Annotated in this window: 27 protein-coding genes; 12 read left to right on the forward strand and 15 right to left on the reverse strand. The window is 59.1% G+C overall.

Annotation, left to right across the window (positions count from 1 at the left end):
* Positions 1-23: 23 nt before the first annotated feature.
* Positions 24-812, reverse strand: a complete 789-nt coding sequence (locus ACR0AI_RS17145; protein ID WP_480675810.1) for an SseB family protein — start codon at positions 810-812, stop codon at positions 24-26.
* Entirely contained in the window at positions 805-1,392 is a 588-nt protein-coding gene (locus tag ACR0AI_RS17150) for a uracil-DNA glycosylase family protein (protein ID WP_480675812.1), read from the reverse strand. The genes ACR0AI_RS17145 and ACR0AI_RS17150 overlap by 8 nt, the downstream gene beginning before the upstream one ends.
* Before the next feature lie 237 nt (positions 1,393-1,629).
* Here ACR0AI_RS17150 and ACR0AI_RS17155 point away from each other — a divergent pair, with 237 nt between their 5' ends.
* The 4 genes from ACR0AI_RS17155 to ACR0AI_RS17170 are packed head-to-tail and all read left to right on the forward strand — an operon-like array spanning position 1,630 to position 6,186.
* Positions 1,630-2,289, forward strand: coding sequence for an ABC transporter ATP-binding protein (locus ACR0AI_RS17155; RefSeq protein ID WP_480675814.1), 660 nt, complete (start codon positions 1,630-1,632; stop codon positions 2,287-2,289).
* A complete protein-coding gene (locus tag ACR0AI_RS17160; RefSeq protein WP_480675816.1) occupies positions 2,267-3,835 on the forward strand; it encodes a KpsE/RkpR family capsule polysaccharide export protein in 1,569 nt (522 codons plus the stop codon). The genes ACR0AI_RS17155 and ACR0AI_RS17160 overlap by 23 nt, the downstream gene beginning before the upstream one ends.
* A gap of 5 nt (positions 3,836-3,840) precedes the next feature.
* Positions 3,841-4,674 (forward strand): 3-deoxy-8-phosphooctulonate synthase, encoded by an 834-nt coding sequence (kdsA, locus tag ACR0AI_RS17165; RefSeq protein ID WP_170689277.1) that lies wholly within the window; start codon positions 3,841-3,843, stop codon positions 4,672-4,674.
* A 15-nt stretch (positions 4,675-4,689) separates the two neighbouring features.
* Positions 4,690-6,186 carry a phosphomannomutase/phosphoglucomutase gene (locus ACR0AI_RS17170; protein ID WP_475216533.1) on the forward strand — a complete coding sequence of 499 codons (1,497 nt, stop codon included), beginning with the start codon at positions 4,690-4,692 and terminating at the stop codon, positions 6,184-6,186.
* 28 nt (positions 6,187-6,214) lie between these two features.
* Here ACR0AI_RS17170 and ACR0AI_RS17175 read toward each other — a convergent pair whose 3' ends face one another.
* Positions 6,215-8,161 carry an AsmA family protein gene (locus tag ACR0AI_RS17175; protein WP_480675819.1) on the reverse strand — a complete coding sequence of 649 codons (1,947 nt, stop codon included), beginning with the start codon at positions 8,159-8,161 and terminating at the stop codon, positions 6,215-6,217.
* Between the two features lie 97 nt (positions 8,162-8,258).
* Between ACR0AI_RS17175 and rimO the strand changes: the two genes are divergently transcribed.
* Both rimO and ACR0AI_RS17185 read left to right on the forward strand, forming a co-directional pair.
* The gene (rimO, locus tag ACR0AI_RS17180) at positions 8,259-9,647 is read left to right on the forward strand and encodes a 30S ribosomal protein S12 methylthiotransferase RimO (RefSeq protein WP_480675820.1); all 1,389 of its coding nucleotides are present in this window, start codon (positions 8,259-8,261) and stop codon (positions 9,645-9,647) included.
* Positions 9,648-9,801: 154 nt separating this feature from the next.
* Positions 9,802-10,089 carry a hypothetical protein gene (locus tag ACR0AI_RS17185; RefSeq protein WP_480701414.1) on the forward strand — a complete coding sequence of 96 codons (288 nt, stop codon included), beginning with the start codon at positions 9,802-9,804 and terminating at the stop codon, positions 10,087-10,089.
* Between the two features lie 34 nt (positions 10,090-10,123).
* On the opposite strand, the gene ACR0AI_RS17190 is transcribed toward ACR0AI_RS17185, so the two are convergent.
* Positions 10,124-10,480: a diacylglycerol kinase gene (locus ACR0AI_RS17190; protein ID WP_480675824.1), complete on the reverse strand. Its 357-nt coding sequence runs from the start codon at positions 10,478-10,480 to the stop codon at positions 10,124-10,126.
* Positions 10,481-10,619: 139 nt separating this feature from the next.
* Positions 10,620-10,805: a hypothetical protein gene (locus tag ACR0AI_RS17195; RefSeq protein WP_425085163.1), complete on the reverse strand. Its 186-nt coding sequence runs from the start codon at positions 10,803-10,805 to the stop codon at positions 10,620-10,622.
* Positions 10,806-11,034: 229 nt separating this feature from the next.
* Here ACR0AI_RS17195 and ACR0AI_RS17200 point away from each other — a divergent pair, with 229 nt between their 5' ends.
* On the forward strand, positions 11,035-11,277 hold the full coding sequence (locus tag ACR0AI_RS17200; protein ID WP_170718881.1) for a CDGSH iron-sulfur domain-containing protein: 243 nt from the start codon (positions 11,035-11,037) through the stop codon (positions 11,275-11,277).
* Between the two features lie 23 nt (positions 11,278-11,300).
* On the opposite strand, the gene ACR0AI_RS17205 is transcribed toward ACR0AI_RS17200, so the two are convergent.
* The 4 genes from ACR0AI_RS17205 to ACR0AI_RS17220 all read right to left on the reverse strand — a co-directional run bounded on the left by ACR0AI_RS17205 (position 11,301) and on the right by ACR0AI_RS17220 (position 12,971).
* The gene (locus tag ACR0AI_RS17205; RefSeq protein ID WP_170637424.1) at positions 11,301-11,570 is read right to left on the reverse strand and encodes a DUF6455 family protein; all 270 of its coding nucleotides are present in this window, start codon (positions 11,568-11,570) and stop codon (positions 11,301-11,303) included.
* Between the two features lie 14 nt (positions 11,571-11,584).
* Positions 11,585-11,836, reverse strand: a complete 252-nt coding sequence (locus ACR0AI_RS17210; RefSeq protein WP_170492215.1) for a DUF6455 family protein — start codon at positions 11,834-11,836, stop codon at positions 11,585-11,587.
* A gap of 68 nt (positions 11,837-11,904) precedes the next feature.
* Positions 11,905-12,273 carry a YigZ family protein gene (locus ACR0AI_RS17215; protein ID WP_170460595.1) on the reverse strand — a complete coding sequence of 123 codons (369 nt, stop codon included), beginning with the start codon at positions 12,271-12,273 and terminating at the stop codon, positions 11,905-11,907.
* The gene (locus ACR0AI_RS17220) at positions 12,270-12,971 is read right to left on the reverse strand and encodes a M48 family metallopeptidase (protein ID WP_480675827.1); all 702 of its coding nucleotides are present in this window, start codon (positions 12,969-12,971) and stop codon (positions 12,270-12,272) included. Before ACR0AI_RS17220 ends, ACR0AI_RS17215 begins: the two co-directional genes overlap by 4 nt.
* 120 nt (positions 12,972-13,091) lie before the next feature.
* Here ACR0AI_RS17220 and ACR0AI_RS17225 point away from each other — a divergent pair, with 120 nt between their 5' ends.
* The 3 genes from ACR0AI_RS17225 (at position 13,092) to ACR0AI_RS17235 (ending at position 14,786) form a co-directional block, all read left to right on the forward strand.
* Complete coding sequence (locus ACR0AI_RS17225; protein WP_170460576.1) at positions 13,092-13,331, forward strand: hypothetical protein; 240 nt, start codon at positions 13,092-13,094, stop codon at positions 13,329-13,331.
* Between the two features lie 187 nt (positions 13,332-13,518).
* Positions 13,519-14,097, forward strand: coding sequence for a nitroreductase family protein (locus ACR0AI_RS17230; protein ID WP_480675829.1), 579 nt, complete (start codon positions 13,519-13,521; stop codon positions 14,095-14,097).
* Positions 14,094-14,786, forward strand: coding sequence for an EI24 domain-containing protein (locus ACR0AI_RS17235; protein ID WP_480675831.1), 693 nt, complete (start codon positions 14,094-14,096; stop codon positions 14,784-14,786). The genes ACR0AI_RS17230 and ACR0AI_RS17235 overlap by 4 nt, the downstream gene beginning before the upstream one ends.
* 2 nt (positions 14,787-14,788) lie before the next feature.
* On the opposite strand, the gene ACR0AI_RS17240 is transcribed toward ACR0AI_RS17235, so the two are convergent.
* Positions 14,789-15,061, reverse strand: a complete 273-nt coding sequence (locus ACR0AI_RS17240) for a DUF1467 family protein (protein WP_170374730.1) — start codon at positions 15,059-15,061, stop codon at positions 14,789-14,791.
* Positions 15,062-15,082: 21 nt separating this feature from the next.
* Positions 15,083-15,487, reverse strand: coding sequence for a methylmalonyl-CoA epimerase (gene mce, locus ACR0AI_RS17245; protein ID WP_480675833.1), 405 nt, complete (start codon positions 15,485-15,487; stop codon positions 15,083-15,085).
* Between the two features lie 135 nt (positions 15,488-15,622).
* Here mce and ACR0AI_RS17250 point away from each other — a divergent pair, with 135 nt between their 5' ends.
* Positions 15,623-16,339, forward strand: coding sequence for a response regulator (locus ACR0AI_RS17250; protein WP_480675835.1), 717 nt, complete (start codon positions 15,623-15,625; stop codon positions 16,337-16,339).
* A 327-nt stretch (positions 16,340-16,666) separates the two neighbouring features.
* Here the strand turns inward: ACR0AI_RS17250 and aspS are convergent, their stop codons facing one another.
* The 4 genes from aspS to ACR0AI_RS17270 form a co-directional block, all read right to left on the reverse strand.
* Positions 16,667-18,442, reverse strand: coding sequence for an aspartate--tRNA ligase (aspS, locus tag ACR0AI_RS17255; RefSeq protein WP_480675837.1), 1,776 nt, complete (start codon positions 18,440-18,442; stop codon positions 16,667-16,669).
* A 77-nt stretch (positions 18,443-18,519) separates the two neighbouring features.
* The gene (locus tag ACR0AI_RS17260) at positions 18,520-19,191 is read right to left on the reverse strand and encodes a CPBP family glutamic-type intramembrane protease (RefSeq protein WP_480675839.1); all 672 of its coding nucleotides are present in this window, start codon (positions 19,189-19,191) and stop codon (positions 18,520-18,522) included.
* A complete protein-coding gene (locus ACR0AI_RS17265) occupies positions 19,188-19,832 on the reverse strand; it encodes an aminotransferase class IV family protein (protein ID WP_480675841.1) in 645 nt (214 codons plus the stop codon). The genes ACR0AI_RS17260 and ACR0AI_RS17265 overlap by 4 nt, the downstream gene beginning before the upstream one ends.
* Positions 19,787-20,914, reverse strand: coding sequence for an aminodeoxychorismate synthase component I (locus ACR0AI_RS17270; protein WP_480676123.1), 1,128 nt, complete (start codon positions 20,912-20,914; stop codon positions 19,787-19,789). Before ACR0AI_RS17270 ends, ACR0AI_RS17265 begins: the two co-directional genes overlap by 46 nt.
* A gap of 177 nt (positions 20,915-21,091) precedes the next feature.
* On the opposite strand from ACR0AI_RS17270, the gene carB reads away from it, so the two are divergent.
* Entirely contained in the window at positions 21,092-24,436 is a 3,345-nt protein-coding gene (carB, locus tag ACR0AI_RS17275; protein ID WP_480675843.1) for a carbamoyl-phosphate synthase large subunit, read from the forward strand.
* Positions 24,437-24,484: the final 48 nt, after the last annotated feature.

A 24,484-nucleotide genomic window follows, 5' to 3' on the forward strand; every position in this document is an offset into this window, starting at 1 on the left:
GCAAAAGACTTCACCGCGCTTCTTTATTTCAGGATCGGCGGGTTCTCGGGATCGCTACCGGGCACAGGTCGGGTTAGGTCTCGGGCCTCTGGCTGAGGCAGGTCGAACCGCAAACCAACCTTCGCCAAAGACGCAGCAGCGGGCGCTTCGTGTGCAAAGAACCCGACATCCATCGCTCCGGCTTCGATCCCCGAAAAGGTCAGCGCCTCGGATGCAGCCTTGGCCAGCGCCGATTGCGCCCCGTCCACGGCCCCGACAAAGCCCAGCAAGTGGCCCGAAGCGCCGGTTTCGGATTTGGTGCTGACCAGATAGGCCTCCTGCGCCAGACCGATTGCAGTCGACAGCTTCGTATCCAACGCGCGCAACAGGGTTTCCGGCAGGCCGGTCGGAGGCAAAAACTCGGCCAGTTTCTCTTCGACCTCGGCGGGCGCATGTTCCAGCGTTGTCGCCAGCCAGCCCAGCGCCTCGGACGGGATCAGCATCGAGGATGGCGCGACCACGAGGTTCAGGCCCAGACCGATCCCCTGCCCTGCCAACATCGAAGACAGGATACGCCCCGAAAGCGCCGCATAGGGAACGGGACGTCCGGCGAACTGCGCCAACCGTTCCTCGCGATCAAAGGCCAGTACAAAGCGGCCATCGGCCACGTCGAACAGCTCGGGTGAGATATTCTCGCCCTGCGCCTCTTCGGTCAGCATCAGGAACAGCTCACTATCGGCCAGCCGCTCAAAAAAGCGCAGCCGGACGGCATCGTCCTGCGGAGCAGTTTCCATCGCGGTATGCGCTGTGTCCAGCGCCGTTGCTTCAGTCATTCAGAACCTCTTGCACCCGTGCCCGCAAGGCCGGCAGCAGGTCGGTCTCGAACCACGGGTTTTTCTTGATCCATGCCGTATTGCGCCAGGACGGATGAGGCAAGGCAAAGATGTGCGGCGCGTGGTCCCGCCAATTGCGGACGGTCTCGGTGACTGAACTGCGCACTCCAAGATGGTACTTATGTGCGTGCCCCCCGACCAACACTGTCAGAGGGACCGGATCAAGCGCCCGAACGACCCGGTCATGCCAGGTTTTACGGCACAAGGCGGGGGGCGGAAGATCCGCTTTGCGGTCGTCATATCCCGGAAAGCAGAAGGCCATGGGCACAATGGACAGACGATCCCGATTGTAAAACACCCCCTCGTCGATCCCCAACCAATCCCGCAAGCGATCCCCCGACGGGTCTGTAAAAGGCCGCCCCGACTCATGTACCCGTGCGCCCGGAGCCTGCCCCGCAACCAGGATCGGAGTGCCAGCGCGGAACCAGACGACAGGACGCGGCGCGTGCTGCGTCGCGGTTTGCGCGAACGCTTCCGCACACAGCCGACAGGCCGAGATTTCCTTTTGCAGATCACTCATAGCCGCTGTCTTGCCCCGAAATCGTGAGAATCAAAGGATGATAGCCACCCTCGAACTTGCCGCCAAAACATCTTTTCGTGTCGATGTTTGCCACGATGTGATCTGCACTTTGCGAAGGTGCATTGATCATTTGTTTCATAATTCGACATAATATAGCCAACATGAAACGATAGAATTCGCATCCAAACGCTCACCAAAAAGAGCGATCAAACCAAAGGATTGAGCAGCAGGCCAAGCATGCTTGAGTTCGAGAATGTCAGTAAATCCTTCTGGACGGGGACGCGCCGCAAGGTGATCCTCGACCGGGCTTCGTTCCGGGTCGAACTCGGGACGTCGCTGGGTGTGCTTGCGCCGAACGGGACGGGAAAAACCACTTTGATCAATATGATGGCAGGTTTGGAAAAGCCCGATGAAGGGGTCATCAGGCGTGAGTGCAAGGTGTCTTTCCCGATGGGGTTCACCGGTGGTGTCTCCTCGAAAATGTCTGCGTTGGAGAACGCACGCTATATCGCCAAAATCTACGGTATGGACCCCGACTATGTCGAAGCCTACTGCAGCTGGCTGTGCGGTCTGGGCGAGTATTTCAACCAACCTCTGGCCACCTATTCGTCGGGCATGAAGGCCAGATTCACCTTTGCGCTGATGCTTGCACTGGACTTCGACATGTATCTGATTGATGAGGGCATGCCCGCGTCCACGGATGTGGAATTCAACCATAAGGCCGGCGCGATCCTGCAGGAAAAGCTGCGCACGACAACGCTGGTCATCGTATCGCACAGCCCCGCAACGCTGGAAAAATTCGTGAAACAGGCGGCCGTTTTGGTCGACGGCCAGCTGCGCATGTTTGAAACCTTGGAAGAGGCAAAGCAGTTATATGACTACGAAACCCAAGGTTAGAAAATACAACTGGCGCCACAAGGCGCAATCAGGCACCTCGCCCGAGGCCCGCTCGGACGCCATGGCGCGCATCCGCAGCGCCACGCAGGCCTCGTCGGGCGAAACGCAGCCCGGGACCGAGCTGGACGATATCAAGCGCGAGGGCCTGACCGGTCGACAATTGCGTATCGCCCGGCGTCTGGCCAGCAAACACGGTCTGGCGGCGACTTCGGACTATGACGCGGTGCGCCTGCTACGCGAGAAGGGCATTGATCCATTCCGGCGCAGCAATCTGCTGGAGCTTGCCTCGGCCAACGCTTCGGCGAAAACGGATGCTGACGAAACAGCACCCGTCCAGTTGCCGCAACCGGTGAGCGAGGCCCCACAAACCCTGCCCGGACCTGAGATGAGCCCGGCCGAGCGGCGCGATCGCGAAATCGGTCAGATCCAGAAGGACATCGCCCTCCGCCGAAAAAAGAAACTGGCGGCGCTGTTCGCACGGCTTGCGGTGTTCGTCTTTCTGCCCACTTTTGTGGTTGGCTACTATTTCTATCGCGAAGCGACACCGATGTATGCCAGCGACTCGGCCTTTTCGATCCTGCAAGCGGACGGCGGCGGCGGAACGATTGGCGGCCTGTTGAGCGGAACCCAATATGCAACCGCGCAGGATTCGGTTTCCACCCAAGAGTTTCTCGAATCCAAGGACGCATTAGAGCGGTTGGAACGGGACATGGGCTTTTCTCAGATCTTCAAGCAGGAATGGATCGACCCGATCCAGAGGCTGCCTCAGGACGCCAGTCTGGAAGACACCCACAAGCTGTATAAACGTATGGTGACCATCGGATATGACCCAAGTGACGGGATTGTCCGCATGGAAGTCGCCGCCCCCGAACCTGAAATCGCTGTCGAACTGTCGCAACGCCTGATCTCTTACGCCGAAGAGCGGATCAACAGCCTGTCCGGGCTCAAGCGCGAGGATCAGATGCGCGATGCGCGCGAAGGGTTCGAGGCGGCCCAGTCAGAGCGGCGCAAGGCGCAGGAAGCATTGATCGAGTTGCAGCTGCAGGGTGCCTTGCTGGACCCAGAAAACGTCATCGCCGGCCTACGCGGTCGGATCAACGAGATCGAGGTCGCCATTCAGGATAAAGAGCTGGAACTGGCCGCCTTACAAGACAACCGTCGCCCAAACCAGGCCAAGGTCGATGGCGTCAGTGCCGATATCGCCCGCCTAGAAGTTGTCTTGGCCGAATTGAACGCCGAGATGCTGGACGCATCCGCAGGCGAAAACTCGCTGGCGCGGTTGAGCGTCCGAATCCAGATGGCGCAGGCCGATCTGGCAGCGCGTGACATGATGCTGCAAACGGCAATGCAACAAATGGAAACCACGCGCTCCGAGGCGAACCGCAAAGTGCGGTATCTGACGGTCTCGGTGAACCCCGTTGAAGCGCAGGATCCGACCTATCCCCGAAAGTTCGAAAATACGATTTTGGCTTTCCTGTTGTTTGCTGGTATCTACCTGATGATCTCGCTTACCGCGTCGGTCCTTCGTGAACAGGTATCCTCGTAAGACACATGAAACATGTAAAAATCTCCGACCTGACGGTCGGCAATGACCTTCCTCTGACCATCATTGCCGGCCCCTGCCAGCTTGAGACGGCAGACCATGCCCAGATGATCGCGGGCGCCATGAAAGAAGCCTGCGACGCGGCTGGCGCGCAGTATGTATTCAAGGCGTCTTATGACAAGGCGAACCGAACCTCTTTGTCCGGCAAACGCGGCATGGGGATTGATGCAGGACTGAAGGTTCTGGATGACATCCGCAGCACCATGGGCATTCCGGTGCTGACCGATGTCCACACGGAAGCCCAATGCGCCATCGCGGCCGAGGCCGTCGATATTCTTCAGATCCCTGCTTTTCTCTGTCGCCAGACCGATATGCTATTGGCGGCGGGCGCAACGGGTAAGGCTGTGAACGTCAAGAAAGGCCAGTTTCTCGCCCCTTGGGAAATGGGTAACATCGTCGACAAGATCGAAAGCACTGGGAACCAGAACATTCTGCTGACGGAACGCGGAACCTCGTTCGGATACAACACTCTGGTGGCCGATATGCGCGGCCTGCCGCAAATGGCGAAGACGGGCTATCCGGTCGTGATGGACGCGACGCATTCGGTGCAACAGCCGGGTGGCAAGGGTGGCTCCTCGGGCGGGCAGCGCGAGTTTGCGCCGGTGATGGCGCGCGCCGCCGTATCGCTGGGAATCGGAGCGGTGTTCATTGAAACCCATCAGGACCCAGACACAGCACCGTCTGATGGCCCCAACATGATCCCGTTGGATCAGATGCCCCATCTTGTTGACACATTGATGCGTTTTGATGCTCTGGCAAAAGCGAACCCGATTCAGATTTAACGATTGAGACCTGTAATGACCAAACCCATCCCCGAGGTGACCCCCAACACCTGGAGCTTTCTCCGCGACCCAATGATTAAGCCCACGGGGTTCCGCGAATATGATGCACGCTGGAAATACCCCGATGAGATCAACCTGCCGGGCATGACCGCCCTTGGTCTGGGGATTGGTACTCAGATGCACAAACGCGGCATCGCGCCGGTCATTGCGGTTGGCAATGACTACCGCGACTATTCTCTGGCCATCAAAAACGCACTGATCCTCGGCCTGATGCAGGCGGGTATTCAGGTGAAGGACATCGGCCCTGCCCTCAGCCCAATGGCCTATTTCGCGCAGTTCCATCTGGATGTTCCGGCGGTGGCGATGGTCACCGCCAGCCACAACCCCAACGGCTGGACCGGGGTTAAGATGGGTTTCGACCGTCCGCTGACCCACGGCCCGGATGAGATGTCCGAACTGCGCGACATCGTGTTGAATGGCGAGACTGTGGCGCGCGAGGGCGGCTCGTACGAATTCGTCGACGGCGTGAAAAAGGCTTATATCGACGATCTGGTCGGCGATTTTAAAATGTCCCGCCCGCTCAAGGTGGTTTGCGCCACGGGTAATGGCACCGCCTCGGCCTTTGCGCCCGAGATTTTTGAGCGGATCGGTGTCGAGGTTGTGCCCAGCCACACCGAACTCGACTACACGTTCCCGAACTACAACCCGAACCCCGAAGCCATGGAGATGTTGCATGACATGGCGGATGCGGTGAAATCCAGCGGTGCCGATCTGGCCTTGGGATTTGACGGTGACGGTGATCGCTGCGGTGTGGTCGATGATGAGGGCGAAGAGATCTTTGCCGACAAGGTCGGTGTCATCATGGCGCGCGATCTGGCCAAGCTGTATCCCGGCGCGACCTTCGTGGCCGACGTAAAATCAACCGGCCTGTTTGCCAGCGACCCGGAACTGCAAGCCCATGGCGTCAAGGCAGACTACTGGAAAACCGGCCACAGCCATATGAAACGCCGGGTCAAGGAAATCGGAGCCCTTGCAGGGTTCGAGAAATCCGGCCACTACTTCCTCGCCGAGCCTGTTGGGCGCGGATATGACTGCGGGATGCGCGTTGCGGTGGAAATCTGCAAATTGATGGACCGCAACCCGGGTCAGAGCATGTCCGACCTACGCAAGGCCCTGCCCAAGACGTGGTCCACCCCGACCATGTCGCCCTACGCGGCGGATACCGAGAAATACGATATCCTGCAGCGCCTCGTGGACAAGCTGGTCGCCAAGGCCGACGCAGGCAATAGCTTCGCGGGCCGTGCGATCAAAGAGGTTGTCACCGTAAACGGCGCACGTGTCATTCTGGATAATGGCAGCTGGGGCCTAGTGCGAGCCTCGTCAAACACCCCAAATCTGGTGGTCGTCTGCGAAAGCAGCGAGAGCGAAGCCGAGATGCGGGCGATCTTTGCCGACATCGATGCCGTCATCCGGACAGAACCCGGCGTCGGCGACTACGACCAAACGATCTAATAGAAAGGGGCGTCGATGCGCGCCCCGATCAATCCCCTCCGAACAGCTTGAGCAAACCTTTCTTGGCTTCTTCCTCTAGCTTGTCCTTAAGCACGTCTTCGATTTGATTAGTGTCTGTGATGGTCGAGTCTAGCTCTGACCCGACCTTTTCCAGAACCTTGGTTTTGGCGTCGTTCTCCAGATCTTTCAGCTTTCCTTCAGCCGCCGCCTCGATGACTTTTGTCAGGTCTGGGCGGATCGAAGGGTCGCTCCACGGGCCGACAATACGCACAGGCACAGCGATCCCTTCGCCTGAATTGGCGCGCAGGGCGACCGGCGTGAACAGATAGTCGATATCACGCGCGCCGATCCCGACGCGTCCCGCGCCATCCGCCCTGAAATTGTCCAGCGACATGAGCAGGTCGTTGTTCGTCAGATTGCCGCCATCCATGGTGAAACTGGCCGTCAGGCTGTTGAACACCGTGGTCCCTCCGGACCCTTCACCGCGCCCCATCAGCCGGTTCAGGTCGAAGCCAGAGATTACGCCTTTCCCGACAGAAATATCGCCCTTCCCGAACAGCGACCGCATGATCGCATCTTCGGTCTGCCCCACGCCCAGAAACTCCAGCGAGGCCGAGGCCGTACCTGTCAGCCGTTCGACCCCTCCGAGCGTCGAAAGCGCCTGCTGCACGTCGATTCCTTCAGCTTTGAAGTTTCCGCCGACGGAAAGGCCGTTGCGGTTATTGGCCACCACCTGACCGTTCAACTGTCCGGAAAACAGAGTCGCAGGTTGCATTCTCAGAACTGCACGCGACCGGTCGAGGTTGAGCGTCAGGTCGCTTTGTCCAAGCGTCATGTCCGGCACAGCGATGGAGGACGCGGTGAGTCGAATCGAACCGTTTGCCAAACCCAGCGCCGACGCGTCGATGGGTGTAGTCGACCACCCGTCGCTGGCAGAGACCCCACCGCCCCCGGAGCCTGTTTCGACAGTGTCTGCGAAGGTTGAAAAATCCAGATCCCCGGCCCGCAACCGGGCTGTGATCTGGGGCGGGTCTGATATCACGATATCCGCCTCGCCATCAAACCGGTTGTGATCCAGCACTGCAGTCATGTTTCGCAAAGAGACGCGACCGTCCCGCGTGTAGGTCATCTGCCCCGACACATCTGCCACGCGCCCAAGACCATTGGGCACCGCCACCCCCGCCTGCCCGAACGCGGCCAGCATGGCGTCGGTATTGCTGGTCTTGACCTCGGTCTTGCCGTCCATCTCTCCTTCGATGGTCGCGCGCCCGTTGAACGCGATACGCCCGCCCGGTGCTGTCATCGAAAGCTCCAGCGGGGCAGCAGAGCCCGAGGCAAAGGCTGGAAGATCAGGTAGTTTTAGATTCACCTGAACAGTGCCACCGGGCACAGCCAAATTAGCCTCCATGATCATCGGGGCCGAGATATCCGGCCATTGCGCCGAGAGGTTGACGTCCCGGAAATTCCACTTGGTCGCGCCGTTTTCGATAAAGATCAAGCGCGCGTTGCTCAGTTCAAGCCGGTCGAGCGTGATCGGTTGCGTCGCCTGAGGCGCAGGCGCTGTTCTTCCGCCGGAACTAGGTGCGGAGGTGGGTGCGGTCAGTTCCCAATTGCCCCGACCGTTGGCGTATTCCAGCCGCAGAACCGGACTTTCGGCAAAAACCCGTTTGATCTTAACCTCGCCCCCCCACAGCGCCGCCGCATCCACACCGAAAGACAGGCTTTCAGCGCTCAGCATCGGCTGGGACCCCGCCCAATCGGCATTGCCGAAGGTAACTGGCCCAGTTTCGAGGCCCAGAACCGGCCAGAACGAGATCGAAACATCGCCCGAGAAAGTCAGGTCGCGCCCCGTTTCTGCCTTGACCTGTTCGGCCAGAAGCGCCCCCAGCTTGTCGCCGGGCATCAACAAAAGCGCGCCCACAACAAGGCCCACAACGGCCACCAAGATGAACAGGATACGTATCAGCCATTTCATCGAACTGCTCTCCGCCTTTTTTGGCTTGTGTTTGGGGTATCATTCAAACCCACGGCCGCATTTGCAAGGGGAACCAATCCAAACTATACGCGGCCGCATGAGTAGCAATCCGCCAAACCTCCGCCCCGACCTTGCCCCGTCTGCCCGGTTCACCGACACGCCGCGCTCAGGCCAGCCGACCATTGGTATGGTCTCATTGGGCTGCCCCAAAGCGCTGGTAGACAGCGAGCGCATCCTGACCCGGCTGCGCGCCGAAGGGTACGGTATTTCGCCCGATTATTCCGGGGCCGATGCCGTGATTGTGAACACTTGCGGGTTTCTGGACAGCGCCAAGGCCGAATCTCTGGACGCCATCGGCGAGGCTCTGGTGGAAAACGGCAAGGTCATCGTGACCGGATGTTTGGGGGCCGAGCCGGACTATATCCGGGAACACCACCCGCGCATCATGGCGGTCACCGGCCCGCATCAATACGAGCAAGTTTTGGACGCGGTACATGTGGCGGTGCCGCCTGATCCGGACCCATTCGTTGACCTGTTGCCTGCTAGTTCTGTGCAGCTGACTCCGCGGCACTACAGCTATCTCAAGATCTCTGAGGGCTGTAACCACAAGTGCAAGTTCTGCATCATCCCCGACATGCGCGGCAAGCTTGCCAGCCGTCCGGCCCATGCGGTGCTGCGGGAGGCTGAAAAGCTGGTCGAAAACGGCGTGCGCGAGTTGTTGGTGATCAGTCAGGATACCTCGGCCTATGGGTTGGACCGGAAATACGATGTGAACCCGTGGAAGGATCGCGAGGTGCGCAGCCATATCACAGATCTGGCGCGCGAATTGGGGCAGCTCGATGCCTGGGTCCGGCTGCACTATGTCTACCCCTACCCGCATGTGCGCGAGTTGATCCCGCTGATGGCGGATGCGGGCTGCAATGTGCTGCCCTATCTGGATATCCCCTTTCAACACGCCCACCCGGACGTGCTCAAGCGCATGGCCCGTCCGGCGGCAGCCGCCAAAACACTCGATGAGATCAAGGCCTGGCGCGAGATCTGCCCGGACATCACTCTGCGCTCGACCTTCATTGTTGGATATCCGGGCGAGACCGAGGCCGAATTCCAGACCCTGCTGGACTGGATGGACGAGGCGCAATTGGATCGTGTTGGTTGTTTTCAGTACGAAAACGTCGATGGCGCGCGCTCGAACGATCTGCCCGATCATGTAGCCCCCGAGGTCAAGCAGGACCGATGGGACCGTTTCATGGAGAAAGCGCAGGCGATCTCTGAGGCCAAATTGGAAGCCAAGGTCGGTCAGACCCTTCAGGTCATCGTGGATGAGGTCGACGACGAGGCCGCGACCTGCCGAACCAAGACCGACGCGCCCGAGATTGACGGCAACCTGTTCATTGATGAAGGGTTCGAAACCCTAAAGCCCGGAGACCTCGTGACGGTCGAGGTCGATGAAGCGGGTGAGTATGACTTGTGGGGCAAACGGGTTTGAACACCCCTAACTCTATGATCTGAAATCTACAAAACAGATGGGGCAAGCGTGAGCCGAGTTTATTGGCGCTTGCCCGCCAAAGCCGCGATATTGAACTCGACACTGGTTGGAGGGTTTCATGTTTCGGTTTCCGACAATTTCATCGCATTTCAAAATGATGGCGGTGGCAGCCATGATGCTGGCGCCGCCGGCGACGGCGCAGCACGAGCATGGCGGCGCGGTCAAGATCTTGTCAGTCGGAGGCAACAAGCTGGTGATTTACAAACGCAGCAAACACTTTGTTCACCGACATCACTCGGCTCCAGTCCTCAAACACAAGGTCAAACCGGCCAAGCGCGTCCTGCATCCGCATCGTAAACTGGTTTTCAAGCAACACAGGCCGCAGCATCTGAAACACAGATCATTTCGCCTGCGCCACAAGATACATCGCAAGTTTCGCTGAGCGCTCCAGAGTTTCAAGCGTAGCTTAAGGCGGACTATATCAGGCCAATCAGCGCCACCGCCCAGGCAACCCCGGCGGCAATCGCGGTCAATGCAACGGCCGCGCTCGCAGCATCTTTGGCCTGCCCCGCCAGCGGGTGATGGTCGGTCGACGTATAATCAACCGCGCGTTCGATAGCCGTGTTGAACAGCTCGGCCACAAGCACGAGAACACCCATGACAAGGATCAACCCACGCTCGGCCCCGCTGACCGGCAGCCACACGGCAAGCGCCGCCGAGATCAGGTTTGCATAGCCCCAAACGCGAAAGGAATACTCCTCCCGCCAGGTGGCGAGCAATCCTTGCCAGCTCCATTTGGTGCGGTCCTTGAGGCGGGAAAAGAAATTGAGCATGGGTCCTCGGGCGATTGCTGTCGTGCCGTTCTGAACCGTTGGCGCCTGCGGTGCAATGGGCAAGAAAAAACCGCCCCAAGGGCGGCATCCACTTCGTTTGATGTGCAGACGGCCCGCATTGGGGCCGCCTGCAAAACCTTTATTGTATCGGGTCACAGACAGTCTGGCCTGCTTCGGTTGTTGCCAGCTGATACCCGCCCGGGCAGCTTGGTGTGCCAGCTTTATCATAGCTCGGCTGAACGTATACTGGGGTCGGTTCTTCCTGCTGCGCACAAGCAGTCAGGATCAGAGCAAACGCACCAACGGCGGCAAACTTCAGTTTCATGTCCATCATTCCTTTATTACTTTGCTGATATTGCCCAATTTTCGGGGCCACGACCAGAATACGGGCTGACAAGCAATCTGGCAACAGAATCAATCACAAAACCGTGAAACGCAGCGATTCCATGCCAGCATGACCGGCAAATTGCGACCTACTCGCCAAGACAGGCTACCTTTTTCGAAACTTAACCCTAGACTTTTTTCAGACACCAGCCAAAGGACGGAGTAGCCACATGTCTCAGCCCCCGATCATCGCCCAGGACTCGCCCATTCCCGTCGAGGTCGAAGAAGGGAAAAGCTATTTCTGGTGCTCCTGCGGCCAGTCCAAGCGGCAACCTTTCTGCGATGGCTCCCACAAAGGCAGCAGTTTCGAGCCGGTCAAATACACCGCTGAGGCCAGCAAAAAGGTGTTCTTCTGCGGGTGTAAACATACGTCCAAGCCACCCCTGTGCGACGGATCGCATTCAAAGCTCTGAAAGGCAGTTCAGGTTCTGAGACTTCAGGCCTGTTCGGTTTGCGCGGCCTTGAGCGCGGCAAATTTCGCCCGATTCGGACAGGTCTGCGGCGCGTCTGCGCCCGCGGCCTGCCGATCCATCCATTCGGGGCAATCCTGCGCAGATGAGCACCCCCGGCAGAACTGGATCATCTCGGCCCATTCCTCTTGGCTGAGCTTGCCGGACCGATGCGCATGAACAAGATCCGCGCCGGTTGTCTGCCCCATGCGCAGGACCAGACGAAAATGGGTCATGATGTTTCCCAGATGCGGCATCCTACCAACCCGCGCTAGGGCATCAGTTTATGCAGCAAGTCTTTGTTGCGGCAGTATTCAGGGGTCCGGCTTAGAGACGATGCTTGAGCCAGCAGCGTTTGGCAATTGTCGGGATTGGGGCAATCGGTGCAGCGCAGTACCGCCTCCGAAAGCTGGTCCATGGACACATCGCCCCGGATAGTGGCTTCCTCCAGATCGACATCCAGCATGTTTGCCATGTCGTCCACCAAACCGGCATGCAATCGCAGTGATTTCAGGCTGGGCATGTTGCGTCCTTTCCCTGTCGCGCTGGCAAATAGGGTAGCAAGCATGGACCATAGGACTTTGATTCAGGTCAAATTGGGGCGCTGATCCGGTCCAGATAGGCGCGCGTGGCGTCCTGAACACGACGAAAACGGTCTCCGCCCAGTTTCTTGCCGCCATACCAGCGGGTGACGATGATCACGTGATTGCGCAGGCCTTCACGCTCCAACATACGTAAGATCACCATGCCAGCGCCGCTTTCGCCATCATCGGCCTTTAGCCCGCCAGTCGGCAAAACCGCCGCCCATGTATTATGCGTGGCCTTGGCATAGCTTTTGTCCGAACGCAACGCGTCCAGCACCGCGTCAATCTCGGCCCGCGATTCGACATGCGCGCCCGACACCGCGTATTTCGAGCCCCGATCCGTCAAGACGACCCCCATCCGCAGCACATCCGTCATTGGGTCAATCCAAACTGCCGGGCCGTTTGCTGAACGATCTGCACGCGCTGCGCGTTGGGCGGATGTGTGCTGAGGAACTTGTCAGCGGGATCCGGAATGCGGTCGAAATACTTGGCACCGACCAAGGGGTTATATCCGGCATTATAGGTAATGATTGTACCCAGTTGATCGGCCTCAAGCTCAAAGGTCTGGACATAGGCCTGCACACCCACTTTAGCGCCCAGTTTCTGCGCCTCTTCAATCTCGGCGTCGCTGCCGCCGCGAAGCCGCGCCAAGTCTCCGAATTTCGCGGCACTGGCGCTGGCGTTTTCGCTTTGACGGGCGATATGACTCAGAACGTGATGCGCCGCCTCATGGCCCATGACAAAGGCCAGCTCATCCGCGTTCTGGGCAGATTGAATCATCGAGCGGGTAAAAATGATCACCGGCTGCTTTTTATCGTCCAGTGTCTGAAACGCATTGGCCGGGGCCTTGGGATTCAAGTCCACCAGAATTCGGAAGTCGCAGTTCTGCCCCTTTGAGGTACGCAAACATTGCGCGCGTGCTTCGTCACCGATTGCTTGGCTCACCTCGCGGAAGGTCTCAACCGTCACGGGCGCGTCCGAGGCCTCCCACTCGGCGACGGATTGCTCGCGCAGGGTTTCCGCGCTGCATGCCGCCAGAAACAGTGCAATCACCAGAAGAATGAGTCGACGCATCAGGTTTCCTTCAAGCGGTCAGGCCTTAACGGGAACATAGCGCGCGCATGACGACACGACCATACCCGTATCGCGCCCAAACGACTTGCATTGCGAGGCTGTCACGCGCACTCTGAACTCATGTTTTCGATTGAGCATGAATTCGACTCGACGGTGATTACTCTGGTGGATGAAGGCGACAAGCCTTTGAACGAGGACGTTGTCATCAACAGCTTCGCGGAATGTGTAACGTTGGAGCAATTCGATCCCCGCACCGGTGAGGTCCAGAAAATAACACTGTCGCCTGAACAGGTACGTGATCTGGCAGCCGCGCTGGACCTGCCCGAAGGCGTCTATCAAATTCGCGAAACGCAGGATTAAGGCCCCCAGAGCACGCGCATGGACGGCGACACGCCGATGCCTTAGATATCCCAAATGTAGCCATTCAAACCCCTTTTCCGTAGGCCCCACCGTCCGGCCAGAAAAGACCCAGCGAACTTGTCCTGCCCCTTGAAACCCAAGCCGTGGCAACCAAAATACAAACCGCTGATGTAAAGGAAATTAACATATGTCCCTGAAAAACCCCGCCGCGCTGGATTTTCTGCAGGCGCGTCGCTCTCGCCCTGCAAAAACGCTGATCGCCCCGGCTCCGACGCGGGATGAGCTGGTGCCGCTGCTGACCGCTGCGGCCCGCAGCCCTGATCATGGCAAGCTTGAGCCTTGGCGGTTCATCGTGCTGGAAAAAGGCGCGATGGCGCGTCTGGCCAGCCTGACCGAGGAATGCGGCACCGCTTTGGGCAAAAGCCCCGAAGACATCGCAAAGGCCCGCAGCCAGTTCGACTTGGGACATCTGGCCGTGGCCGTGATTGAGGTTCAGAAGCCGTCCGAGAAAATCCCCGCCATCGAACAGACCTATTCGGCTGGCGCGGTCTGTCTGGCGCTGTTGAACGCGGCATTGGCCGCCGGATGGGGCGCCAACTGGCTGTCCGGCTGGCAGACCCATGACCGTGCCTTCTGCCAAAAAGCATTTGGGCTGGCAGACAATGAAAGCGTCGCGGGCCTGATTCACATCGCCACCGAAGGCAGCGCTCCGCCCGAGCGCCCGCGGCCCGATGTTGCAGCCCTGACGGAATGGGTCGCGGAATGATCATCCTCAACGCGTTTTTTTTAGCGCTGGGTCAGATCGGAGACCCAAAATTCCGCTCTGTCCTGTTTCGGGGCATCGGGCTGACGGTTCTTTTGCTGATCCTTGCCTGCGCAGGCGCGATCTGGTTTATCAATTCGCTATCCGGCAACGAGATTTCACTGCCATTTGTTGGCACGGTTTCCTGGTTGAACGACGTGCTGAACTACTCAGGCATTTTTCTGGTGCTGGTGTTGCCGGTGTTCCTGATGGTGCCGGTCGCCTCGGCTATCACCTCGATCTTTCTCGAAGACGTGGCCCAGGCCGTCGAGGACAAGCACTATCCAACCCTGCCCAAAGCCCCAAGGATACCGGTCTCCGAGGCCGTCATGGATGGGGTGGGCTTTTTAGGCGTTCTGATCCTGGCCAATATTCTGGCCCTGATCCTCTACGCGATCTTCCCACCCTTCGCGCCCTTCATTTTCTGGGCGATGAACGGTTTTCTGCTGGGTCGAGAGTACTTTACGCTGGCGGCGATGCGCCGTTTGGGCCGTGACGGGGCACGCAAGCTACGCGCCAAACACGTCACAACCATCTGGGCCGCAGGAACGCTGATGGCGATCCCGCTTTCCGTTCCTTTGGTGAACCTGGTGATCCCGATCCTCGGGGCGGCCACGTTCACCCATATCTATCACAAACTGTCGAGCACCTGAGGTCAGCGCGGCTCCAACTGGTTCAACCAGTCGAAGTCGCGCACCGAAATCGCGCCCGACAGGATGATCCCGGCGATGATCGCCCACAGAACGATCGAAATGCCGGTGGTGATCCACATCTTCTTTTTCATGTGATGCTCTTCCGGCGCACCCGCATGGGTGCCCGGAACGATATCCCCCAGATCGCCCTGCGTCTTGATGCGAATAGGCAGAACAATCAGCAGCGTCATGAACCAGATGACAGCAAACAGAACCAAAGCGGCAGTGATAGTCATGTCAGGCCCTCCGGGCTGGCGTTACACCTGTTCCAACTCGACCAGGCAACCGTTGAAGTCTTTTGGGTGCAGGAACAGCACAGGTTTGCCATGAGCACCGATCTTGGGCTCACCCGAGCCAAGCACACGCGCGCCGGTTTCCTTCAGGTGGTCACGCGCGGCGATGATATCGTCGACCTCATAGCAGACGTGATGGATACCTCCGGCGGGGTTCTTTTCCAGAAACCCGTTGATCGGGCTGTCATCACCCAGCGGATACAGAAGCTCGATTTTCGTGTTGGGCAATTCGATGAAGACAACCGTCACACCATGATCGGGTTCATCCTGAGGCGTACCCACCTTGGCGCCCAGCGCATTGCGGTATTGATCCGATGCGGCCTCAAGGTCCGGAACGGCGATGGCAACGTGGTTCAAGCGTCCAATCATGATAGTCTCCTCTGTCCTGCGTTGCTTGGGTTATGGGGGCTGCCCGGGCAAAGAACAAGTGCGCCAAATTGCCCGTTAACCCTGTGTTAGCCAGAAGTTCCTAGCGTGAGGCATCTGCTGGATAGGAGAGCTGCCATGGACGATTCGGGACCATTGACCACCATTGCCACACCCACCGCGACCCGACCGTTGCGGGGACAGACCATTCTGGTTGTCGAAGACAGCCGATATTCCTGCGACGTGATCCGCCTGATGTGCCTGCATAGCGGCGCGCGGATCCGGCGTGCAGATTGTCTGAAATCGGCCCGGCGCCACCTGCAGATCTATCGCCCCTCCATCATCGTCGTGGATATGGGGCTGCCGGATGGCTCGGGCGCTGATCTGATTGCCGAACTGGCGCAGGCCACCCCTCGGATCGGTGTCATCCTTGGTATGTCCGGCGATGACTGCACCCGCGAACAGGCGATACAGGCCGGGGCAGATGGATTTCTGGACAAACCAATCAAATCCATGGCCTTCTTTCAAAGAACCATTCTCGAGCTGCTGCCCGAAGACCGCCGCCCCAGCGAGCTGCACGCGGTCCGGGATGAGCAGATCCATCCCGACCCGCTCGCTTATCAAGACGACATGGCCCATATCGCCGACGTGCTGGCCGGTCCGAATGATCACCGCACTTTGGACTATGCAGCCCAGTTTCTCGGCAGCGTCGCGCGTGAGGCCAATGATCTGGCACTAGTCAAGGCGGCAAAGGGCCTTGCCGCGTCGCGCTCTGAGGGTATGCCGATCACCGCCCGCGCCGCGCAAGTCGCCGGGATCGTTCAAGACAGATTGCAGCAGAAAGAGGCTATCTGAATTGGTAACCGCCTATTTCATCACCGCATCCTTGTTGTGTTTGTGGATATACCTACAGGCCCGCAGCTCGGCTCGGGCCATCCGGGCGAAACGGGTCGGGGTGGCCAATCCTCTGGACTAAAGCGTTTCGGGTTTCACCTGAATCATCAAGTGACACCAATGTCCCGAGAATGTCACAGGCATATCTGGGGATTGAGGTAACGAGACAGAATCGAAACACAAACGCATTCTTGCCTCGGTGATCAACGCGATCAGGTGATACGCAGCAATTGCTTGGTTTCGCCCCCTCAAACGCAAACCGCCCGCTAGAAGCGGGCGGCTGTTTCTTTAATCCTGCGGGATAATGCGAAGCCCCAGCTCCATCAATTGATCCGAGCTTGGCTCGGACGGCGCATCCATCATCAGATCTTCGGCGCGTTGGTTCATCGGGAACATCATGACCTCGCGAATGTTGGCTTCATCCGCCAGCAGCATCACGATCCGGTCGATGCCCGCAGCACAACCACCGTGTGGCGGCGCGCCGTAGTGGAACGCGTTGAACAGGGCGCCAAAGCGGGATTTCACTTCGTCCTCACCATAGCCCGCCAGCTCAAAGGCTTTCAGCATGATTTCCGGCTTGTGGTTCCGGATCGCGCCCGAGACCAATTCATACCCGTTACAGGCCAGATCATACTGGTACCCGCGCACGTCCAGCGGGTTGCCGTTCAGCGCCTCCATACCGCCCTGCGGCATCGAGAACGGGTTGTGTTCAAAGTCGATCGCGCCGGTTTCTTCATCCTGCTCGTAGATCGGAAAATCCACAATCCAGGCAAAGGCAAAGCGGTCTTTTTCGGTCAGGTTCAGTTCGTCACCGATTACGTCACGGGCTTTACCGGCCACCTTTTCAAAGGCTTTCGGCTTGCCCCCCAGGAAGAACGCGGCATCACCGACACCCAGACCCAGCTGCTGACGGATCGCCTCGGTCCGCTCGGGGCCGATGTTCTTGGCAAGCGGGCCAGCGGCCTCCATCCCTTCTCCCTGATCGCGCCAGAAGATGTAGCCCATCCCCGGCAGACCCTTTTTCTGTGCAAACGCGTTCATTCGATCACAGAACTTACGGCTGCCCCCAGTCGGCGCTGGGATGGCGCGAATCTCGGTGCCTTCCTGCTCCAACAGCTTCGCGAAAATCGCAAAGCCAGACCCGCGGAAGTGGTCAGAGACCACTTGCATTTTGATAGGGTTCCGCAGGTCAGGCTTGTCGCTACCGTACCACAGGGCCGAATCCTTGTAGGAGATCTGCGGCCAGTCCTGATCAACCTTGCGGCCACCACCGAACTCTTCGAACACACCGGTCAGAACGGGCTGTATGGTATCGAACACATCCTGCTGTTCGACAAACGACATCTCAAGGTCCAGCTGGTAGAAATCGGTGGGCGACCGGTCCGCTCTCGGGTCTTCGTCACGGAAACACGGCGCGATTTGGAAGTATTTGTCGAAGCCAGACACCATGATCAGCTGCTTGAACTGCTGCGGCGCTTGCGGCAGTGCATAGAACTTGCCCGGGTGCAGGCGCGAGGGCACCAGAAAGTCACGCGCGCCTTCGGGCGACGAGGCGGTGATGATCGGCGTTTGATATTCACGGAAGCCCTGATCCCACATGCGGCGACGCATCGAGGCCACAACGTCCGAGCGCAGGGTCATGTTCTGCTGCATCGCCTCGCGGCGCAGGTCGAGGTAGCGATAGCGCAGGCGGGTTTCCTCGGGGTATTCCTGATCGCCGAACACCATCAGCGGCAGTTCGTCGGCCGCGCCCAGAACCTCCAGTTCACGCACGTAGACTTCGATCTCGCCAGTTGGCAGTTTCGAGTTCACCAGATCGGCGTCACGCGCTTTGACGGTGCCGTCGATGCGGATACACCATTCCGAGCGCACTTTTTCAAGCTCGGCAAAAGCCGCGCTGTCGCCATCGCAGAGAACTTGTGTCACACCGAAATGGTCGCGCAGGTCGATGAACAGCACGCCGCCATGATCTCGGACCCGATGCACCCAACCGGACAGGCGGACGGTTTCACCGACATTGGCGGCGGTCAGAGCGGCGCAGGTGTGGCTGCGATAGGCGTGCATGGAATATCCCTTCGGGCGCAGAATTCGTCGCGCCGATACACCCTGTCAGGCCACGAAAGTCAAGGCAGGTCGCGCAGTCAAAACGGCCTTTGAACGTTGCCGGAATAGAAATACACGCCCAGACCCACGGCAAAGATGATATTCCCCGCAATCGCGTGCAGCAGCGTGGCGTAGAAGAAGGACCCTCGTTTGCGATAGGCCCAGCTGAACAGCAGGCCGCCAACAAAAGTCATGACGGCGACGATCAAGCTCCAGTACATCAGATGGGCGAAGGAAAAGATGGCCGCGTTCAGGAGGTCGGCCTTGCGGCTGTCAGGCAGGATCGCATGGTAGCGGCGGTAAAACAGCGGGCGGAATAACAGCTCTTGCGGTAGCGCAGACAGTAGCGGATAGCCGACCCAGATAAAGGCCAGCATCTCGGGCCGGTGTATCAAAAGGAAAAAGGCGGCGTCCGGGCGGGTTAGGTAGATCAGCGCCGTGCAGAACAGTGCCGTAACGACTGCGAAAGCGGCCAGTTCGCGGAGCGACCAGTTCGCCCAATTGTAGCGAAGCTCGGCCCATTGAAAGCCCGGTGTGGCATGCAAGAGGACAATGCCCAACCCAGTGAATGCGAACAAGGCCGGGAACATCCAGTTGGGCGGAAACAGGACTGCAATCAGCAGAGGGACCGCTACAAAGAACGCACCGAATTCAAGCCGCAGACGCCCAATCGCCACCGGGCGGTGATCCAATGCGCTGTCGTTGCTCATAGCGCCACCATATTTGCGGGGATTAGACCGCGCAGAGAGTTGCCCATATAAATCGCCTTGGCGGAACTCAGATCATTCATGGTTAGAACGGCCTCGGCCCAACCCTCCTCCAAAAGCTGCTCGCGCAGAATGCCCGGCAAAAGACCGCAGGACACAGGAGGAGTAAGCCTGCGCCCGTCCGGCATTTCAATGAACAGATTGGTGATGGTTCCTTCGCACAGCTCTTCCCGCTCGTTGAGGTATAACAGCTCGTCAATGCCATCCGGCAGGGAGGCTCGGGCAGTATCATAAACCACGCGGCGCGTGGTTTTGTGCTGCAACCATATGTCATCCGAGTTCAGCCGGGTCTGAGAAATCCCCAACCACCAGATCTCAGGATTGCCAACCAAGGCGGCCTTGGTCAGGTCAAAGCCTCCGTCAACATCCATGGTCAGTCGGCACCGCAAGGGGGTATCGCTGGTCACGCCAGCCAAAACTGCAAGCGCCGCATTGCGGTCGAAGGACAGCGCCAAAGCCTTTGCCGTGCGCGCCATGCGGTTCAGATGCCTGTCACGCCGCACGAAGCCCTGATCGGGGTGAAAGCCCAGTGTTTCGATTAGGCGGAAACCAGGCTCAACTGGTGGGCGAAGCGGGCTTTCCATAGGGCCTCCTCGTATTCAGATGGGGCTGTGCTGTCCCAAACCACGCCGCCGCCGACGTTCAGCGTGGCCTTTCCATCGTCCACCATCAACGTGCGGATGGCGACGTTGAATTCCGACCGGCCATCTGGCGCGGCCCAGCCAATGGTTCCGCAATAGATATCGCGCGCCCAGGGCTCCAGTTCAGAGAGGATCTCCATCGCGCGGATCTTGGGCGCGCCGGTGATCGAACCACAGGGGAACAGAGCCGTCATGATATCGGACAACCCGGCCCCAACCTGCAGCCGCGCCCGCACCAGTGAGACCATCTGATGCACCGTGGCATAGGTTTCGACCTTGAACAGCTCGGGCACGTGAACAGAACCGGGCAGCGCCACGCGGCTGATATCATTGCGCAGCAGGTCAACGATCATCAGGTTCTCGGCCCGGTTCTTCTCATCCGAGGACAGGAAGTTGCGGCGGCGGGCGTCTTCCGCCATGTCCTCGCTGCGCGGCTGGGTGCCCTTCATGGGGCGTGTCTCGATCCGACCGGTTTCATCCGTGCGGAAGAACAGCTCGGGCGAGCGGCTGAGAAGGTCCGGCAAACCGTCCTGCTGAACCAACGCTCCGTGGCCGACCGGTTGGCCAGATGTCAGCGCCGCGTAAAGCGCCGCGCTATCTCCTTCAACCGTCAGATCAATCGGGAAGGTCAGGTTCGCCTGATAGATATCCCCTGTCCCGATGGCATCATGCACTGCCTGAAATGCCTGACTGTAGCGGCTCTCATCCCAACGCGGCTGAAACGCGGATACGCCGCCTTGGGCTTTGGGTAGCGCGCTTTGATCCGGCGCGTCATAGACACCGAAACACAGCAGCGGCAGTTTCCGTTCACGCGGCAACAAACCAAGCAGCCGAGGTTCCAGCACATAGCCCAGCTCATAGCTGGCATAACCGGCCAGCCAACTACCCGCCGCGCGCGCGTCATCGAGGGCCGCCAACGCCTGTGGCACCTCGTCCGCGGCATCCGCCCGGATGATGTGGGATGGCCGGTCGAACCGGGTTCCCGGACCGGCAGGTCCCTGATCAAAACGAATACGCAAGTGCATCCTCATAAGCCGTGATGCGCGATATAGAGAATACTCTGCCAAGGGAAAGGGGGGAAAGCGGCAATTTCACCTCTGTTCCCGATACCTCTTGCACCTTTTCGCGCGGTCCCTATAACGCAGGACAATTTGGGCGCTGGGGCGGTGCCCTGACTCGCTGACAATCGAAGGAACAAGGCCATGCCGAGAAGAACCGACATCCAGTCGATCATGATCATTGGGGCGGGTCCCATTGTTATCGGACAAGCCTGCGAGTTTGACTATTCCGGCGCTCAGGCCTGTAAGGCGCTGCGCGAGGAAGGGTACCGGGTCATTCTAGTGAACTCGAACCCCGCGACGATCATGACTGATCCGGGTCTGGCCGATGCAACTTATATTGAGCCGATCACGCCCGAAGTGGTCGCCAAGATCATCGAGAAAGAGCGCCCCGATGCCCTGCTACCCACCATGGGCGGCCAAACAGGCCTAAACACCTCGCTCGCGTTGGAAGAGATGGGTGTGCTGGACAAGTTCGGCGTCGAGATGATCGGCGCCAAGCGCGACGCGATCGAAATGGCTGAAGACCGCGCCCTGTTCCGTGAGGCGATGGACCGGTTGGGCCTTGAAAACCCCAAGGCAACCATCGTGACCGCGCCCAAGCGTGAAGACGGTTCTACCGATCTGGATGCCGGTGTTCAGATGGCCTTGGACGAGCTGGAGGAAATCGGCCTGCCCGCCATCATCCGACCTGCCTTTACGCTGGGCGGTACCGGCGGCGGCGTGGCCTATAACCGCGAGGATTACATTCATTTCTGCCGCTCGGGCATGGATGCCTCGCCAGTGAACCAGATCCTCGTCGATGAAAGCCTGCTGGGCTGGAAAGAATACGAGATGGAGGTGGTCCGCGACACCGCCGACAACGCCATCATCGTCTGTTCGATTGAAAACGTCGATCCGATGGGCGTGCACACGGGTGACTCGATCACTGTGGCCCCTGCCCTGACCCTGACCGACAAGGAATACCAGATCATGCGCAACGGCTCGATCGCCGTTCTGCGAGAGATCGGTGTCGAAACCGGCGGGTCGAACGTACAATGGGCGATCAATCCCGAAGACGGTCGCATGGTCGTGATCGAGATGAACCCGCGGGTATCGCGCTCATCCGCTCTGGCCTCCAAAGCGACCGGTTTCCCGATTGCCAAGATCGCCGCGAAACTAGCCGTCGGCTACACGCTGGACGAGTTGGACAACGACATCACCAAAGTCACGCCCGCGTCGTTCGAGCCGACCATTGACTATGTCGTCACAAAGATCCCGAAATTCGCCTTCGAGAAATTCCCGGGGTCTGAGCCCTACCTGACCACCGCGATGAAGTCGGTAGGTGAGGCAATGTCCATCGGTCGCACCATCCACGAATCGATGCAAAAGGCGCTGGCTTCGATGGAATCGGGTCTGACCGGTTTTGATGAGATCGAAATACCCGGCCTGAACGTCGGCGTTTGGGAAGAAGCGGACGACAAGGCTGCCGTGATCAAAGCGATCAGCCAGCAGACCCCAGACCGCCTGCGCACCATCGCGCAGGCCATGCGTCATGGTCTTTCCGATGATGAGATTTTCGGCGTTACCAAATTCGACCCTTGGTTCCTGGCCCGCATCCGCGAGATCATCGAGGCCGAACGCCAGGTCCGCAAAGACGGCCTGCCGGTCACCGAGGACGGCATCCGAAAACTGAAAATGCTGGGCTTCACCGACGCACGTCTGGGCAACCTGACTGGCCGTGACGAAGACAACGTCCGCCGCGCCCGCCGCAATCTGGGCGTAAAGGCCGTGTTCAAACGCATTGACACCTGCGCCGCCGAATTCGAAGCGCAGACACCTTATATGTACTCGACCTACGAAGCTCCGATGATGGGTGAAGTCGAGTGTGAGGCGCGTCCAAGCGACCGCAAAAAGGTCGTCATCCTCGGCGGTGGTCCGAACCGGATCGGTCAGGGCATCGAGTTCGACTATTGCTGCTGTCACGCCTGTTTCGCGCTGACCGATGCGGGGTATGAGACCATCATGGTCAACTGCAACCCCGAGACGGTCTCGACCGACTATGACACCTCGGACCGTTTGTACTTCGAGCCGCTGACTTTTGAGCACGTCATGGAAATCCTGACGAAAGAGCAGGAAAACGGCACGCTGCACGGCGTCATCGTCCAGTTCGGCGGCCAGACTCCATTGAAACTGGCCAACGCGCTTGAGGCCGAAGGCATTCCGATCCTCGGCACGACGCCCGACGCGATTGACTTGGCCGAAGACCGTGAACGCTTCCAGGCGCTGGTCAACGAGTTGGGCCTGAAGCAGCCGAAAAACGGCATCGCTTCGACCGATGAACAGGCGCTTGAGATTGCCGAAGAGATCGGCTTCCCGCTGGTGATCCGCCCTTCTTACGTTCTGGGTGGCCGCGCGATGGAGATCGTGCGCGATATGGATCAACTGCGGCGCTACATCAACGAGGCTGTTGTGGTCTCGGGCGACAGCCCGGTTCTGCTGGACAGCTATCTGGCGGGTGCGGTGGAACTCGACGTCGATGCTCTGTGCGATGGCACCGACGTTCACGTTGCAGGCATCATGCAACACATCGAAGAGGCGGGCGTTCACTCGGGTGACTCGGCCTGTTCGCTGCCGCCCTATTCGCTTTCGAAAGAGATCATCGAACAGATCAAAGAACAGGCGTTCAAACTGGCCAAAGCGTTGAACGTGGTCGGCCTGATGAACGTTCAGTTCGCAATCAAGGATGGTGAGATCTACCTGATCGAAGTAAACCCGCGCGCCTCGCGTACCGTTCCCTTCGTCGCCAAAGCCACCGACAGCGCGATTGCGTCCATCGCAGCGCGGGTCATGGCGGGTGAGAAACTGGCGGACTTCCCGAAACGCCCGCCCTACAAAACAGTCGACGACAGCAAGATCGCCGACCAGATGACGCTGGCCGACCCGGACATGCCGTGGTTCTCGGTGAAAGAGGCCGTGCTGCCCTTCGCCCGCTTCCCCGGCGTCGACACCATTCTGGGCCCGGAAATGCGCTCGACTGGTGAGGTCATGGGCTGGGATCGCGACTTCCCGCGCGCCTTCCTGAAGGCACAGATAGGCGCTGGCATGGTGCTGCCGTCATCGGGCCGCGCATTCATCTCGATCAAGGATGCCGACAAAGGGCCGGATATGTTGGAAGCCGCGCGAGTTCTGGTCGATCAGGGCTTCGAACTGGTCGCCACACGCGGCACGCAAACCTGGTTGGACGCGCAGAGCGTACCTTGCGAAGTGGTCAACAAGGTCTATGAGGGTCGCCCCGATGTGACTGACCTGATGAAAGACGGCGGTGTTCAGCTGGTGATGAATTCAACCGAAGGCGCACAGGCGGTGGAAGACAGCCGATCAATCCGTTCAATCGCTCTGTATGACAAGATCCCCTATTTCACCACCGCCGCCGCCAGCTACGCAGCAGCGTTGGCGATCAAGGCGCAGGCCGAAGGTGACGTCGAGGTGAAATCGCTGCAGGGCTGACCTGCAGCACCAAGGAAAAAGCAAAACCCCCGGTCGTTGACCGGGGGT

The organism is Ruegeria sp. BG3, assembly GCF_056538485.1.